This is a genomic window from Soonwooa buanensis (assembly GCF_900167905.1).
Classification (GTDB): Bacteria; Bacteroidota; Bacteroidia; order Flavobacteriales; family Weeksellaceae; genus Soonwooa; species Soonwooa buanensis.
This window is the reverse complement of the sequence record NZ_FUYZ01000002.1, coordinates 1-14,672: the sequence shown is the minus strand read 5'-3', so window position 1 is coordinate 14,672 and position 14,672 is coordinate 1. Positions and strand designations below refer to the sequence as shown.

The window sequence follows — 14,672 nt, the reverse complement described above, 5'->3', positions numbered from 1 at the left end:
AATTAATTTGTAATTCATAAATCGTAATTCGTAATTCGTAAATCTAAAAACTTCTCGATACGCTGCGCTACTCGAAATGACGAACTCCCAATTCCTAATTAACTTGATATTCCAGCTTAATGGTAATTGTTGCTTCTTTTTCTTTGGAAGAAGTGTTAAATGTACCGCCATAAGAATAATCTTCGTTAGAATTGGGAGCCGTAATTTGGATAACACCCATTGTTGCTTTTTTCAAACTTCCGAGTGAACTTCCTGCGTTGTCGGCAATTTTTTCGGCGCGTTCTTTAGCATCTTTGGTTGCGTCTGCAATCATCTGTTGCTTAACTTCGGCTAATTTCGTATAAAAATATTGAGGTGTCGAAGAAGTGAATTCGATGCCGCGGTTGATAATTTCGGTGATGTTTCTCGAGATATTTTCAATTTTTCCAACTTCTTTGGATTCAATGCTAACACTTTGCGTAAGGTTATATCCAGAAAATTCTCCTTGAACATAATTACCATTGGAGTCGTTGTAACTTCTAAAATTCTTTTGAATATCAACTGCCGAAAAAACCATTTCGTTGTCTTTAACGCCTTTTGATTTTAGATATTGAGCAATCACATTTTTGTCAACCGCTAGCTCGTCATAAGCAGATTTTAGGTCAAAATTATTTTTTGAAAAACTTCCGGACCATGTAATTAAATCTGATGTGAATTTCTTAGAACCCAAACCAGTAACCGAAATCGTATTATCAGCTTTGTTCCTATTTTTGATGGCGTTGCCGAAGAAAATCGTTGCGATAATTAAGCCTAAAGCGGCGATACCTACCGTAATGTATTGTGATTTCATAACTCAATATTTTTAGTGCAACATATTTGCAACAAAGTTTGTTCCATCTAAAAAAATAGAATGTTAAGAAATCTGTTTTTCCATTTCGATGCTGACACCTTGCATTTCGCCACGCATTGGTGGACGGGTTTTGGTTAATTTTATTTTGATAAAACTGAGTTGAGGAAAAGCAATCTCCAACTTTGAAATAATTCTACCAATAACATGTTCTAATAATCTTGAAGGAATACTCATCTCTTGATGAATAATATCGTTGATTTCAGCATAGTTGATCGTGTCTGACAAATCATCGGATTGTGACGCTTTCTCTAAATCAGCATGAAGTTCGGCATTGATAATATAGTTGGTTCCCAAAATTGTTTCTTCTGGTAACACGCCATGGAACGCGTAAATTTTTATGTTCTCAAGAATAATTTTTGAATGCATAGTTTTTTAGGGTTTGGTTGTCGGTTATTGGTTATTGGTTCTTGGTTCTTGGTTCTTGGTTCTCGGTTCTTGGTTCTTGGTTCTTGGTTCTTGGTTCTTGGTTCTTGGGCTAAGATTAAAATAATTCATAATTCATAATTCATAATTCATAATTCATAATTCATAATTCATAATTCATAATTCATAAATCTTAATCATCGTAAAACTAAACAAGTTTTGTCGATTTCTCAACAAAACTTGTGAATTTTCCTACTTTGGGACGCAATAGGGATGGCAGCGGCATCCTTGGGAGCGAAGCGAGGCGTCGGAGCGTAGCGGAGACGACCGAGCGAAGCGCTCCAAGATACAGCGAACAGCCCGACCGCTAGCTTGGACAAAGTCTTGGCGCGGGATTGCCCAAATTTATTTTATCGTTTTTGAAAGTTCTAGCATCGCCTCGATTGGCTTTAGCGCTTTCAGACGTAATTCTTCTTCAATTAAAATCTCTGGAAGTTCGTACTTCATGCATAGATAAAGTTTTTCCATAGTGTTACGTTTCATGTAAAAACACTCGCTGCAATTACAAGATTCGTCAAACACCAAAGCTGGAATTAATTCTTTATGCGGCGCACGTTTTTTCATCTCGTGAAGAATGCCTTCTTCCGTCGCGATGATGAATTTTTGACAATCGTCTTTTTCAACATAATTAAGCAAAGCCGAGGTCGAACCAATAAAATGTGCCAACTTTAACACAGCTTCTTCACTTTCTGGATGCGCAATTAATTTTGCATCTGGATTGTCTGCCAACTGTTTTGCAATTCGCTCCATCGAAAATGCTTCGTGAACGATACAACTTCCGTCCCACAAAATCATATCGCGACCTGTCTTCTGCGCAAGATAACGACCTAGATTTTTGTCTGGTGCGAAAATAATCGGTTGGTCTTTTGGCAACGCGTTGATAATGGTTTCGGCATTAGAACTTGTCACGATGATGTCACTTTCTGCCTTGGTTTCTGCATTACAATTGATGTAAGTCGCCACCAAAGCCCCAGGATGTTGCTCGCGCATTGCACGAAGACCTTCGCCGCTACAACCGTCTGCTAGGGAGCATCCCGCCAAAGTATCTGGCAAAACAACTTTTTTGGTTGGATTAAGAATTTTTGCAGCTTCCGCCATAAAATGTACACCGCAGAAAACAATCATATCGGCATCCGTATCTTTTGCTTGACGCGCCAATTGAAGCGAATCACCCAAAAAATCTGCGATATCCTGAATCTCTCCTGGCTGATAATAATGCGCTAAAATGACAGCGTTTTTTTCTTCTTTTAGTTTTAAAATAGCGTCCACCAAATCTTGACCTTGTGGAATCGCAATATCTTTAATATCCAAAAAACCTTTAATCGGCATGCTGGATTTTGCTTTTTCTAACGTGTTTTCCATATCTTTTTGTGTGATTAATTAAGAATTAATAAAGTCCTGCAAAATGCTTTCCATTTCTTGCGTTGCTACCTCTAGATTATCATTGACAACAACTTTATCAAACTGATTTTGATAAGTCAATTCTTCTTCAGCCTTTGCAACACGAGTTTTGATAACGTCTAGCGCATCGGTTCCGCGTGTTGTTAATCGACGTTCTAGCTCTTCGATACTTGGTGGTGCAATGAAAATTGATAAAGCTTGGTCTCCAAAAATCTTTTTTAAGTTAACGCCGCCTTTAACATCGACATCAAAAATAACAACTTTTCCGTTCTTCCAAATGCGTTCTACTTCTTCTTGTAAAGTCCCATAAAACTTGTCAGTGTAGACTTCCTCAAATTCTACAAAAGCATTTTCGGAAATCTTTTGACGAAACTCATCTGGGCTTAAAAAGTGATAATCTACACCATGTTTTTCTTCACCACGAGGCGCTCTTGTTGTGCACGAAATCGAGAATTGCAAATCTGGAAAATGTGCTAAACAATGCTTTACCAAAGTGGTTTTTCCACTTCCTGATGGTGCCGAAAATATAACTACTTTATTCATTTTTAAAATTATGAATTATCAATTATAAATTAGGAGTTAACTTAAAAATCACTCATAATTTATAACTTATAATTTACAAAACATTAAGGGTTTGTTCTTTAATTTTTTCGAGGTCGTCTTTCATTTCGACAACCAATTTTTGGATGGCTGCGTGATTGGCTTTCGATCCTAAAGTATTGATTTCGCGTCCCATTTCTTGAGAAATAAATCCTAGTTTTTTACCATTAAAATCTTCATTCTCCATCACATCCAAATAATATTTAAGATGTTGCGCCAATCTTACTTTTTCTTCAGAAATGTCTAACTTCTCTGTGTAATAAGCCATTTCTTGGTAAAAACGTGTTTCGTCAACATTTTCAAATTCCTTTAAAGTATTTTGATAACGTTCTCTAACTACAGAGATTCGTTCTTCTTCATATTGCGGAACTTGCGATAATTTAGCTTCAATGTTTTTCACATTTTTACCTAATTCATCTTGAAGAATTGAACCTTCTGTAGTGCGGAATTCCAAAAACTTAGCAATCGCTTCATTAACGATTTTTAAAAGAAAATTCCATTCCTCATCGCTAAGATCAGCAGTTTTGTTGCTAATAGCTTCTGGCATACGCACCGCCATTTGCAAATAATCAATAGCATTTGCGCCAGGCGAAATCTCGCCAAGCTGCGTCATATAAGATTTTACAATCTCTTTATTAATGTTAACATCGTTGCTGTCTTCGAGATTTTCGCAATTGATGTAGCAATCAACTTTTCCGCGAAGTAATTTATCATTCAGCAATTTTCTAATATCAAATTCCTTTTCTTTATAACGAATCGGCACTTTAATATTAAGGTCGAATGTCTTGCTGTTGAGTGACTTGATGTCGATGGTCAGTTTTTTTCCTTCGAAAACACCTTCCGCACGACCAAATCCCGTCATTGATAAGACCATATCTGATTTTCTTATTATAATGCAAATATAATGATGTTAGTCGAAAAGGCTTCTAAAGATTTTTTTAATTATTAAACTTAATAAACGCTTATATCGAATGAATTGATAATTAAATATTTAACAACAATTTTAACCGACAATTAAATTAGTATCGTTTAATTTAATTTTTTATTAAAATGACAAATATTAACTTCTAAACATCATTTTCCTATTGATAAAGCCAATCGATTATTGTATTTTTGTCGGCTATGAAAAGATGGTATCTCTACCCTTTTTCCCTTGGTTATCATCTCGGAACCTCGATTAGGAACCGAATGTTTGATTGGGGATTATTTTCTTCGAAACGATTTAAAACACCAATAATTGGTGTTGGTAATCTTTCTGTGGGCGGAAGTGGAAAATCGCCAATGGTGATGTATTTGGCGGCTTATCTGTCCAAATATTATCGCACGGGCGTCCTTTCTCGCGGCTACGGCAGAATGACCAAAGGTTACAATGTTGTTAACTACGAAAGCAACTACAAAACTGTTGGTGACGAGCCAATGCAATTGTTTGAAAGATTCAAAAATCGTTTTGTCATTGGCGTTTGCGAAGACCGAGTTTTCGGTGCAAAAAAATTGATTGAAGATATGGATCTTAATGTTTTGGTTTTGGATGATAGCTTTCAGCATCGTGCCATAAAGCCAGGACTTAATATCTTGCTGACGGTATACAACGATCCGTATTTCAAGGATTTCATTTTACCTGCTGGCGATTTACGAGAAAGTCGTCGTGGTGCAAAACGTGCCGATATTATTATGGTTACTAAATGTCCAGATGATTTAACGGAAGAAAAAAAACAATATTACATCTCAAGAATAAAACCACAACATTATCAGAAGGTATTTTTCTCCTCTATAGAATATGACGAAAATGTCATGAGCATCGACAAATATATGCCAGTCAAAAATCTGGATTATTACGATGTACTTTTGATAACTGGTATTGCCAACCCAACACAAATTGTAAAAGAAGTCGGCAAATACTCTAAAAAAGTAAAACATCTTAAATATAAAGACCACCACAATTTCTCCGATGATGACATCAAAAAAATTGTGGCAGAATATAAAAAACTTGGCGAATACAAGATGATTTTAACCACAGAAAAAGATTATGTAAGACTCAAAACTTTTGACTACTTGCGTGACAAAATCTTTTATTGGCCAATTAATGTAGAAATAGACAATCAAGAAGCGTTTAATCAAATAATCAACGATTATGTTAGAAAAAATTAAAGAAACCGCAGCGTTCATCAAAAATATTATCCAAGACACACCAGACTTTGCAATCGTGCTAGGTTCTGGACTTGGAAAACTTCAAGACGAGGTACAACCGATCCGCACCATCGAGTATTCCGACATTCCTAACTTCCCGCAAGTAACAGTTGTTGGTCACGGTGGCAAGTTAATCTACGGCATTCTTGAAGGCAAAAAAGTCTTGATGATGAGCGGTCGTTTCCATTATTACGAAGGTTATCCAATGGAGACTGTGACTTTCCCTTTCAAAGTTTTTCATTTATTGGGCATCCAAAATCTATTGTTGTCAAACGCTTCAGGTGGCGTTAATCCTAACTTCCAAGTTGGCGATATTATGTTGGTTAAAGATCATATCAATATGATGCCAGAACACCCATTACGTGGTAAAAACATCGACGAGCTAGGTCCACGATTTGTGGATATGAGCGAAGCTTACAACAAAAAAATGTTACAAACGGCGCACGATGTTGCTAAAGAAAATAACATCAAAGTTCACGAAGGTGTCTATGTAGGATTGCAAGGTCCAACTTTCGAAACGCCATCTGAATACGGATTGGTTCGATTCATTGGTGGCGACGCTGTTGGTATGAGCACGGTTCCAGAAGTCATTGTTGCAAAACATATGGGGATGGACGTTTTCTGTATTTCGATTATTACCGATTTGGGCGGTCCCGAAATCGCGTTCGCTGTGTCACACGAAGAAGTGCTAAATGCTGCTAACAAAGCAATGCCAGATGTTATCAAAATCGTAAAAGGTTTGGTAAAAAACTACAACTAAAAGTTTTTAAAACATAATATAGATGCACTCAAATTTTTGGGTGCATTTTTATTTGGGCGCCATTTCCGCCTACGGTTCCCGCTTTTGTAGTCTTGAGGCGCGGCGACTTCGTCGCCGCGCCTCAAGACTACAAAGAGCTCCACCTACGTCGGGGCGCAGATCCTACGTTCTTACCCAATTTGGATGATACAGTTTCAGAATTTGAAACAAAAAATAAACGTCAGTTTGAGTGATTTTCGAAGAAAATTGTATCGAAAACAAGTTTATTTTCTTCTCATTAAATCGTTTCAATACAAAATCTATCAGTTTTTTCGATAATAACTAGAACTTGTAAAGACTTACTACTAATACACAATAGAATTTAATTATCATTTAATAAGAAATAGCAATCCAATAATTCTTTACTTTTGCAGCACAACAATTAGAACAATGAAGAAGATTTTTAGCATCTTAAGTATATTTATTCTCGTTTTGGGCTACTCACAAAAGATACCAGCAGTTAACAAAACGACATTTAGCAAAGAAGCTTTAGCAGAAAAGATGCAAGACGAAAACGGAAATTCAATTTCTGTTAAAGACATTCTAGATCAATACAAAGGAAAAGTTATCGTCATTGATTTTTGGGCAAGTTGGTGCAAAGACTGTCTCTTAGCCATTCCAAAATCAAATGAATTGGCAGAGAAAAATCCAAATATTCAGTTTTTATATTTTTCATTAGAACGCAACAAAGATGCTTTTGACCACAGCATTGACCGGTTTAATATGAACGACAAAGAAAATTTTTGGTTCGCTTCTGGCTGGAAGAACTCATTTAATGATTATATCGAGCTTAATTGGATTCCGAGATTTATGGTAGTTGACCAAACTTCCAACATTGCAAAATACTATGCGATTTCACCTGAAGATCCAGACATTCAGACTACAATTGACAAACTTATAAAACCAAACTCAAATTAACATTTGAGTTTTTTTATTTTCTAAATTTGCGACATGACTTCAAGCCAACGAAAAATTATCCATGTTGACATGGACGCTTTTTATGCGTCTGTGGAGCAACTCGATAATCCTGATTTGAAGGGCAAACCTATTGCCGTTGGTGGTGGACATCGAGGCGTTGTCGCTGCAGCAAGTTACGAAGCTCGAAAATTTGGCGTTCGATCGGCGATGCCAAGTAAAACAGCCAAAGAAAAATGTCCACATCTTATTTTTGTACCGCCGAGATTTCCACGATACAAAGAGGTTTCCAAAAAAATTAGAAGCATTTTTTACGAATACACCGACCTTGTCGAACCTTTATCTTTGGACGAAGCTTATCTTGACGTCACCGAAAACAAAAAAGATATCGAATCTGCCAATCAAATCGCTAAAGAAATCAGACAACGCATTTTTGAAGAAACCGGATTAACGGCTTCCGCTGGGATTTCGGTGAATAAATTTTTAGCTAAAGTTGCTTCGGACATTAACAAACCGAACGGTCAAAAAACCATACATCCACAACATATCGAAAAATTTTTGGAGGAACTACCCGTAGAAAAATTTCATGGTGTTGGAAAAGTTACCGCTAACAAAATGTTTAGTTTGTCAATTTATAAAGGTGCAGACATCAAGAAAAAAACATTAGAAGAACTAACCAAACTTTTTGGAAAGTCGGGACAATATTATTACAATCTTGTGCGAGGCATCCACCGAAGCGAAGTCAAACCCAACCGAATCCAAAAAAGCGTTGCCGTAGAACGAACATTTTTTGATGATTTATCCGACGAGCAACAGATTGACGACAAACTAAAAAGTCTGAGTGAAGAATTACAAAACCGACTTTCCAAACATCAAATTCTTGGTAAGTCTTTAACTTTAAAAATAAAATACAAAGACTTTTCACTTTATACACGAAGCTTTACTAAAACCGAATATTACCAATCCAAAGAAGAATATTATCGAACCGCAAAAAATTTGTGGAAGCAACGACCTTTTGACCGCGCTGTACGACTTTTGGGATTATCATTGTCAAATCTTAATACCGAAGAAAAAAAGCAAGTTTCTATTCAGTTGAAAATTCCGTTTGAGGATTTAGATTGAGGATCTAGATTGAGAGTTTTTAATATTATTGCAAATCATCGTAAGTTACTTCTCGATTCACAAGAATATTCTGATAAGTCAATTCTGAGGTTTTATTTTGTCCAGTAGTAATGATTTTCGTCGGAAACAAAATCCCATCAAAGCTTTTATAGTCTGAGAAATTTTGATTGCCTTGCGAGGTTTCAATTTTTGAGAGAAGTTTGGTTTGTTTATCAAAATAAATTTTAGAATCCGATTTTATAAGAACATAAAATTGCTGTTGTCCATTTCTTGCCTCTTCAACTTTATTAAAATCATCAGCATCAAACTCTAGCGCTGCTATCAATTTTCTCTTTTGTAATTTTTGAACAATCGGCTCCGACATGGCTTCACGATGATCGCCTTGACTTACATACCCGAATTTCCCATCAAATAACTGGATCACTTCCTCGTGTCCCAATTTTTGTGTCTTCTTAAAAATATTAGGAGCAATCCAAGCTTCTGTTCCAGCATAACTTTTAGAATCAACCGTTAAAGTGGTTTGCATTTTCAGATATTTAACTTGTTCTAACTTTGCAAGTCCACCCAAGGCTTTATAATATTCAGAAATTATTTCGTTAGAAGTTGGAAGTTTTTGACTAAAAAAACTGCAACCAATTAGCAAGAAAAGAACAATTTTAAGTTTAGAAAAATAGGAATTCATAGAATCATTAAGTAGTTTTGTCGGTCAATAATCTTTCAAATTTATAAAAAATGTCCATTAATAAGCCCGAACTTCGTCAACATTTATTGGAAATTTTAATTCAAAAAATCTCAAAACTAGAACAACTTATCGAGGATACTCGAGCATCTAACAACGATACCAAAAGCAGTATGGGCGACAAATATGAGACTAGCCGAGAGATGTTGCAACAACAGATTAACAATCTTCAACTTCAATTGAACGAGCTTAAAAGTCAACATAATTTAGTGAAAAATTTAAACATTACTGATAAAAAAGTTGTCAGTCTTGGGAGTTATGTTGAGACTTCTTTATCAAAATTTTTCATCGCCGTTTCTTTGGGAGAAATAAAATTTGCGAATGAAAAACTTTATGTCATTTCTGATAAAAGTCCGATTGCGTTGGCGCTTCATAATCATAAAGAAGGCGATGTGATTTCATTTAATGGACAAAAAATTTCTATCACCGAAATTTCTTAATTCAAAATGTCAATCAAGAATTCTTTCGTAGTTTTGCGCCGATGAAAAAAGCGATTCCTAACCAACGAAAATCACGAAAAAAACAACTAGAACGCCGCCAATTGAAAAAGAAAATCATGTGGTGGACGTTGACTTTTGCGATACTTGGACTTTTAGGAACAGGTTTTTATTTAAAGGAGAAAATTCACTTTTACTATTCTACTTATTTTAACAAGTTTCATCACAAAAAATTAAAAAACTCGAAAGAGGAAGAAGCGCGCATCAACCGAATTATTGGTGATTATGCTACACAAACTTTTGGGTTTGACATTTCGCATTATCAAAATAAAGAAGATATCAAATGGGATAGTTTGAGCATTGGTAATAAGACAATTCCATTAAAATTTGTGCTTCTTCGCGCAACGATGGGCAATAAAAAATCCGATAAAAATTTTGAACATTTTTGGGAACAAGCCAAAAAACATGAGCTTCTTCGTGGTGCTTACCATTTTTATCGACCAGATGAAGATCCTATTTTGCAAGCCAATTCTTTTGTTTCCGTTGCTAAATTAGAATCGGGAGATTTACCTCCAGTTTTGGACATCGAAAAAATGCCTCGTCACAAATCGAAAGAACAACTTATTAAAGATTTAAAACTTTTTGTGAAAATCTTGGAAGATGCTTATGGTACCAAGCCGATTATTTACACCTATTATCATTACAAAAAAGATGTTCTCGCACACGAATTTGACGATTACACACTTTGGTTAGCCAACTACAACGACGTCCCAGCGCCTTCTCCCGAAGACAACTGGAAATTTTGGCAATTCACAGAAAACGGAATTGCCTATGGCATCAATGTAAAAGTTGACCTAAATGTCTACAACGGCAGTTACTGGTCGCTACGACAACTGACCTTGGATTAATTGTAAAACTTCGTCCTTACTTATTTTGGAAGTTGGTCCTTTTTTAGTGGCTGCAACGGCACCAAGAGCATTCGCAAAAGTTAGCGCCTCATTGTAATCTTCTTCGGTTTCACAATCCATAATTTTTGAAAGAAGTGCTGCTAAAAAATTATCACCAGAACTTATCGTATCAACGATGTCAACCTCAAAACCAGGATGAGAATAAAGTTGTTCGCCTGTCAATAGAACCGCGCCATTTGTCCCACGAGTCACGCAAATTTGTGCCGTCTCAGTATACTCCGACAAAAATAAAATATTAAGTTCCAAAGACTCATTATCTGCGCCAAGATGTTTAGCGAGATAGCGCAACTCAGCTTCATTTAATTTAATAAGATCAGCTTTACGCATCAATTTTATAATCTCGTCCATATCGCAAAACGGCTTCCGAACATTAACATCAAAAACTTTATATTTTGCAATTTCTAATAAGTTATACAAAGTTTTTCGCGAGACATCACTTCTCGCAGCCAAACTACCATATACAAAAATATCCGCAGCCCCAACTGCATCTTCAATTTCCGTACTAAGATCAATATTGTCCCAAGCAGCTGGCGATTTAACATCGTACACAGCTTCGCCATTATCATCAAAATGGACAATTGCTTCACCAGTTGGGAAGTTTTGATCAATCTTGACGTAGACACCAGTAAGATTTAGATTTTGAATATTTTGTAAAAGTGTACGACCTTCGGCGTCATTTCCGATTTTAGAAACGATACGCGACGGTACACCAAGGCTAGATAATCTAGCAGCAACTTGCAAAGGAGCCCCACCAATTACTTTCCCACTCGGGAAAATATCCCACAATACTTCTCCGAAACAGATGGCTTTTCTCATAGGTTTAATTTTATTCCTAAGATAGCATTTTTAAAATATGACTAGCAATTAATCTTTCAATTCTAACATTTTTTAACAATTTTAAAGATAATTAAACATTTAATAACAGAAATAATAAACAAGTATCATTTTTATTAAGACTAAAGACTTTATAAAGCCGAATTAAAACAATTCTTATTCGTATTTTTGGGCTATGAATTACGTGACGGCAGAACATCTTTCGAAATCTTATGGTTTGAAAGTTTTATTTGAAGACATCAGTTTTAACATCAACGAAGGCGAAAAAATTGCGATTGTTGCTAAAAATGGCAGTGGAAAATCGACACTTCTCAAAATATTAATGGGAAAAGAAATCGCTGACCAAGGTTCTGTCCTTATCAATAAAGACATCCAAGTTGTGCTTTTTGACCAAGAGATTAGTTTTGATCCAAATCTTACGGTTGAAGAATTTATGATGACGTTGGATTCGGCACCGATTGTTGCGCTTAAAAATTATCATTTGTCTCTAACATCTACCGACCACGATTTCATTGAAAAAGCACTTCTCGAAATGGAAGCCCACAAAGCTTGGGATCTAGAAAATGAGATGAAACAAATCTTGTCTCAGCTTCAGATTACGGATCTTTCTGTCCAAATGGGAAAACTATCTGGTGGACAGGTGAAACGTGTTGCGCTTGCAAAATTGCTGACCGAAACGAGAGCCGAGCATCGTCACGTTCTTTTGATTATGGATGAGCCAACCAACCACCTCGATGTCGAAATGGTCGAATGGCTGGAGAATTATCTGTCTAAACAAAAAATCACTTTGCTGCTTGTAACGCATGACCGCTACTTTTTGGATTCGGTTTGTGATACAATTTGGGAAATGGAAGATGCGCAATTGTATATTCATAAAGGTGGTTACGCGACTTACTTGGAGAACAAAATGATTCGTGAAGAAAACTTGGACGCGACCATCGACAAAGCCAACAACCTTTACAGAAAGGAGCTAGAATGGATGCGTCGTCAACCAAAAGCGAGAACTACAAAATCTAAAAGTAGAATCGATGCTTTCTACGACACCGAAAAAGTTGCTAAAACCGACACTAGAAAACAAAGCCTAGAATTGGATTTTGAAATGCAACGTCTCGGAAAAAAAATTCTTGAACTAAAACATATTGACAAGGCTTATGGCGATAATGTGCTTTTAAAAGATTTTAATTATCAATTTCAAAGAAGTGAAAAAGTTGGAATTGTTGGTAAAAACGGCGCCGGAAAATCGACATTATTAAATATTATTCAAAACCTAGAAAAGGCTGATAGCGGGACAATAGAGACTGGTGAAACGATAAGTTTCGGTTACTTTTCACAAAAAGGTTTAGCCTTTAAAGAAGATGAACGTGTTATTGATTTTATTAAAGAAAAAGCAGAATATTATCCTTTAGCAAATGGTAGAAGTCTTTCTGCTTCGCAATTTTTAAGACTGTTTTTATTTGATGATCAAACGCAATATTCGCCAATTTCAAAATTATCTGGTGGCGAAAAACGTCGTCTACATCTTATGTATGTTCTTTATCAAAATCCAAACTTCTTGATTTTTGATGAGCCTACCAACGATTTGGATTTACCTACATTAACGGTTTTAGAAAACTTCTTGTTGCAATTCCAAGGTTGTTTAATTATTGTTTCCCATGATCGTTACTTCATGGACAGAATCGTTGATCATGTTTTGGCATTTGAAGGAAAAGGTAAAATAAAGAACTTTGTTGGCAACTTCACAGAATATCGTGAATGGAAAAAAACGCAAGATTCTGAAACTAAAAAACTAGATGAAGCTAAATCTAAAGTCAGTGTAGAAGCTATTTCCACGCCATCGCAACCAAAAGTTTCTAAAAAGAAATTATCCTTCAAAGAGCAACGAGAGCTAGAACTTCTGGAAAAAGAAATGCCAGAATTAGAAAAGAAACGTGACCTCATTTTAGAAGCTCTAAACAACGAAACCGATTATGACAAAATCGCAGGACTTTCTAAAGATTTAGAAACAGTTTCGGAAAACCTAGAAACTTCGGAAATGCGATGGTTAGAGCTACAAGAGATGTTAGAGTCTTAAAGCTTTTTATTCATCCGATCCAAAGGCGAAACAACATTAGAAATATTCTTATCCGTAACTTCGGTGTAGATTAAAGTTGTTTTAATACTGTTATGTCCAAGTAATTTTTGGATTAAAGAAATATCCGTTCCGTACTCTAACAAATGCGTGGCGTAGCTATGTCTCAAACTGTGTATGCCAACTTGCTTATTAATTTTTGCTTTTGTCATTGCTTGTTTGAAAACAGATTGTGCACTACGCTTCGAATATTGTCCGCCATTCTCACCTTCAAAAAGGTAGTATTTAGGACGAAACTCCTTGTAATATTGACGTAGCTCATTAAGAATAGATTCGGGCAAATTAACATAACGATCTTTCTTACCTTTGCTTCGTTCGATAAAGACTTTAAGCTTGACACCATCAACATCTTGAACTTTTAGATTAATGATTTCACTAACCCGAAGTCCCATTCCGTAACATAGTTTTAAAATTAAAAGATGTTTAATATTTGTCGTAACTTGGAATAGTTTGTTAATATCTTTCTCATTCAAAGCTTTAGGCAAAATAGATGCTTTCTTCGGTCTCGGTATGTCAACGAAAAATTTAGTTCGGCCTAGCACCTTCTCAAAATAAAATTTGATTGCATTCATCCGACTATGTATCTGGTTTTCGGATAGTCCCAAAACTTTATGACAATATAGAAAATAGCTACGTAACTTTTCCTCACTAAGATCTTGCACTTGGTAATCACCAATAACCTTCAAAAGTTGAGAAAACTCTCCTGTATACGTACGAATAGTACTTTCAGAAAAAGCCTTTAAAGCAAGCTGATCTTGTAAACGACACAACTCAACTCTATTATTAAAACTTAAAGAATCTACCAGCTTTCTGCCATTATAATTCGACTTAAAACCTAGTAAAAAACGCGAATAACTACAATCATCAACATAGAACATATTAGACTCAAGGTCAATGCTATATTCAATCCTATCTTTCAGAGCGTCACTCACAACATCGGTAACATAATTCCCTAACCAAATAACTTTAGTATTGTTAAGGCTACCATAACGAGGAAATTCATTAAAATTGCGAGATTTCATTTTAAACAAAAGATTATGATTAAAGTTAATGAAAACCAAACAATTAACAAATGACTTCTTGATTATTTTTAGGAGCATCTTCCCGCTTTCACTACTCGCTTTTTTGTGCTGGCTTTTGGCCATTACTTACAAAAAGAGCTTCAAACCTAACGAAGTGGTTCGACGAAGTCAAACATGCCGTTCAATCGGGGCTAGGCTCTTTTAGTTA

15 protein-coding genes are annotated in these 14,672 nt (G+C 35.8%); 7 read left to right on the top strand and 8 right to left on the bottom strand.

Annotated elements, in window-relative coordinates:
- Window positions 1–94: 94 nt before the first annotated feature.
- The 5 genes from B5X62_RS03260 to B5X62_RS03240 all read right to left on the bottom strand — a co-directional run bounded on the left by B5X62_RS03260 (window position 95) and on the right by B5X62_RS03240 (window position 4,187).
- Window positions 95–829: an SIMPL domain-containing protein gene (locus B5X62_RS03260; protein WP_079665969.1), complete on the bottom strand. Its 735-nt coding sequence runs from the start codon at window positions 827–829 to the stop codon at window positions 95–97.
- Window positions 830–892: 63 nt separating this feature from the next.
- Window positions 893–1,255 carry a dihydroneopterin aldolase gene (gene folB, locus B5X62_RS03255; protein ID WP_079665968.1) on the bottom strand — a complete coding sequence of 121 codons (363 nt, stop codon included), beginning with the start codon at window positions 1,253–1,255 and terminating at the stop codon, window positions 893–895.
- 402 nt (window positions 1,256–1,657) lie between these two features.
- On the bottom strand, window positions 1,658–2,674 hold the full coding sequence (nadA, locus tag B5X62_RS03250; RefSeq protein WP_079665967.1) for a quinolinate synthase NadA: 1,017 nt from the start codon (window positions 2,672–2,674) through the stop codon (window positions 1,658–1,660).
- A gap of 18 nt (window positions 2,675–2,692) precedes the next feature.
- Complete coding sequence (gene gmk, locus B5X62_RS03245) at window positions 2,693–3,256, bottom strand: guanylate kinase (protein ID WP_079665966.1); 564 nt, start codon at window positions 3,254–3,256, stop codon at window positions 2,693–2,695.
- 73 nt (window positions 3,257–3,329) lie between these two features.
- Window positions 3,330–4,187, bottom strand: coding sequence for a YicC/YloC family endoribonuclease (locus B5X62_RS03240; RefSeq protein WP_079665965.1), 858 nt, complete (start codon window positions 4,185–4,187; stop codon window positions 3,330–3,332).
- Window positions 4,188–4,435: 248 nt separating this feature from the next.
- Between B5X62_RS03240 and lpxK the strand changes: the two genes are divergently transcribed.
- From lpxK to dinB, 4 genes are all read left to right on the top strand, one after another.
- Window positions 4,436–5,461 (top strand): tetraacyldisaccharide 4'-kinase, encoded by a 1,026-nt coding sequence (lpxK, locus tag B5X62_RS03235; protein WP_079665964.1) that lies wholly within the window; start codon window positions 4,436–4,438, stop codon window positions 5,459–5,461.
- Complete coding sequence (locus B5X62_RS03230; RefSeq protein ID WP_079665963.1) at window positions 5,445–6,260, top strand: purine-nucleoside phosphorylase; 816 nt, start codon at window positions 5,445–5,447, stop codon at window positions 6,258–6,260. The genes lpxK and B5X62_RS03230 overlap by 17 nt, the downstream gene beginning before the upstream one ends.
- A gap of 429 nt (window positions 6,261–6,689) precedes the next feature.
- Complete coding sequence (locus tag B5X62_RS03225; RefSeq protein ID WP_079665962.1) at window positions 6,690–7,217, top strand: TlpA family protein disulfide reductase; 528 nt, start codon at window positions 6,690–6,692, stop codon at window positions 7,215–7,217.
- Window positions 7,218–7,250: 33 nt separating this feature from the next.
- Complete coding sequence (dinB, locus tag B5X62_RS03220; RefSeq protein WP_079665961.1) at window positions 7,251–8,336, top strand: DNA polymerase IV; 1,086 nt, start codon at window positions 7,251–7,253, stop codon at window positions 8,334–8,336.
- A gap of 25 nt (window positions 8,337–8,361) precedes the next feature.
- Here the strand turns inward: dinB and B5X62_RS03215 are convergent, their stop codons facing one another.
- Window positions 8,362–9,018 carry a LolA-like protein gene (locus B5X62_RS03215; RefSeq protein WP_079665960.1) on the bottom strand — a complete coding sequence of 219 codons (657 nt, stop codon included), beginning with the start codon at window positions 9,016–9,018 and terminating at the stop codon, window positions 8,362–8,364.
- Window positions 9,019–9,068: 50 nt separating this feature from the next.
- Between B5X62_RS03215 and B5X62_RS03210 the strand changes: the two genes are divergently transcribed.
- Both B5X62_RS03210 and B5X62_RS03205 read left to right on the top strand, forming a co-directional pair.
- The gene (locus B5X62_RS03210; RefSeq protein ID WP_079665959.1) at window positions 9,069–9,515 is read left to right on the top strand and encodes a hypothetical protein; all 447 of its coding nucleotides are present in this window, start codon (window positions 9,069–9,071) and stop codon (window positions 9,513–9,515) included.
- Window positions 9,516–9,556: 41 nt separating this feature from the next.
- A complete protein-coding gene (locus B5X62_RS03205; RefSeq protein WP_079665958.1) occupies window positions 9,557–10,420 on the top strand; it encodes a glycoside hydrolase family 25 protein in 864 nt (287 codons plus the stop codon).
- Here the strand turns inward: B5X62_RS03205 and B5X62_RS03200 are convergent.
- The gene (locus tag B5X62_RS03200) at window positions 10,397–11,296 is read right to left on the bottom strand and encodes a carbohydrate kinase family protein (protein ID WP_079665957.1); all 900 of its coding nucleotides are present in this window, start codon (window positions 11,294–11,296) and stop codon (window positions 10,397–10,399) included. The two genes, B5X62_RS03205 and B5X62_RS03200, sit on opposite strands and share 24 nt — an antisense overlap.
- Before the next feature lie 193 nt (window positions 11,297–11,489).
- Between B5X62_RS03200 and B5X62_RS03195 the strand changes: the two genes are divergently transcribed.
- Window positions 11,490–13,385, top strand: a complete 1,896-nt coding sequence (locus tag B5X62_RS03195) for an ABC-F family ATP-binding cassette domain-containing protein (protein WP_079665956.1) — start codon at window positions 11,490–11,492, stop codon at window positions 13,383–13,385.
- Here B5X62_RS03195 and B5X62_RS03190 read toward each other — a convergent pair.
- Entirely contained in the window at window positions 13,382–14,464 is a 1,083-nt protein-coding gene (locus tag B5X62_RS03190) for a tyrosine-type recombinase/integrase (RefSeq protein ID WP_079666359.1), read from the bottom strand. The two genes, B5X62_RS03195 and B5X62_RS03190, sit on opposite strands and share 4 nt — an antisense overlap.
- Window positions 14,465–14,672 lie beyond the last annotated feature (208 nt).

What these genes read in the sequence shown, in the direction of transcription:
- B5X62_RS03195 (WP_079665956.1), top strand. Translation starts at nt 11,490, where the DNA reads ATGAATTACGTGACGGCAGAACATCTTTCGAAATCTTATGGTTTGAAA.
- folB (WP_079665968.1), bottom strand. Translation starts at nt 1,255, where the DNA reads ATGCATTCAAAAATTATTCTTGAGAACATAAAAATTTACGCGTTCCAT.
- B5X62_RS03200 (WP_079665957.1), bottom strand. Translation starts at nt 11,296, where the DNA reads ATGAGAAAAGCCATCTGTTTCGGAGAAGTATTGTGGGATATTTTCCCG.
- B5X62_RS03215 (WP_079665960.1), bottom strand. Translation starts at nt 9,018, where the DNA reads ATGAATTCCTATTTTTCTAAACTTAAAATTGTTCTTTTCTTGCTAATT.
- B5X62_RS03210 (WP_079665959.1), top strand. Translation starts at nt 9,069, where the DNA reads ATGTCCATTAATAAGCCCGAACTTCGTCAACATTTATTGGAAATTTTA.
- B5X62_RS03190 (WP_079666359.1), bottom strand. Translation starts at nt 14,464, where the DNA reads ATGAAATCTCGCAATTTTAATGAATTTCCTCGTTATGGTAGCCTTAAC.
- nadA (WP_079665967.1), bottom strand. Translation starts at nt 2,674, where the DNA reads ATGGAAAACACGTTAGAAAAAGCAAAATCCAGCATGCCGATTAAAGGT.
- lpxK (WP_079665964.1), top strand. Translation starts at nt 4,436, where the DNA reads ATGAAAAGATGGTATCTCTACCCTTTTTCCCTTGGTTATCATCTCGGA.
- B5X62_RS03225 (WP_079665962.1), top strand. Translation starts at nt 6,690, where the DNA reads ATGAAGAAGATTTTTAGCATCTTAAGTATATTTATTCTCGTTTTGGGC.
- dinB (WP_079665961.1), top strand. Translation starts at nt 7,251, where the DNA reads ATGACTTCAAGCCAACGAAAAATTATCCATGTTGACATGGACGCTTTT.
- B5X62_RS03260 (WP_079665969.1), bottom strand. Translation starts at nt 829, where the DNA reads ATGAAATCACAATACATTACGGTAGGTATCGCCGCTTTAGGCTTAATT.
- B5X62_RS03240 (WP_079665965.1), bottom strand. Translation starts at nt 4,187, where the DNA reads ATGGTCTTATCAATGACGGGATTTGGTCGTGCGGAAGGTGTTTTCGAA.
- gmk (WP_079665966.1), bottom strand. Translation starts at nt 3,256, where the DNA reads ATGAATAAAGTAGTTATATTTTCGGCACCATCAGGAAGTGGAAAAACC.
- B5X62_RS03205 (WP_079665958.1), top strand. Translation starts at nt 9,557, where the DNA reads ATGAAAAAAGCGATTCCTAACCAACGAAAATCACGAAAAAAACAACTA.
- B5X62_RS03230 (WP_079665963.1), top strand. Translation starts at nt 5,445, where the DNA reads ATGTTAGAAAAAATTAAAGAAACCGCAGCGTTCATCAAAAATATTATC.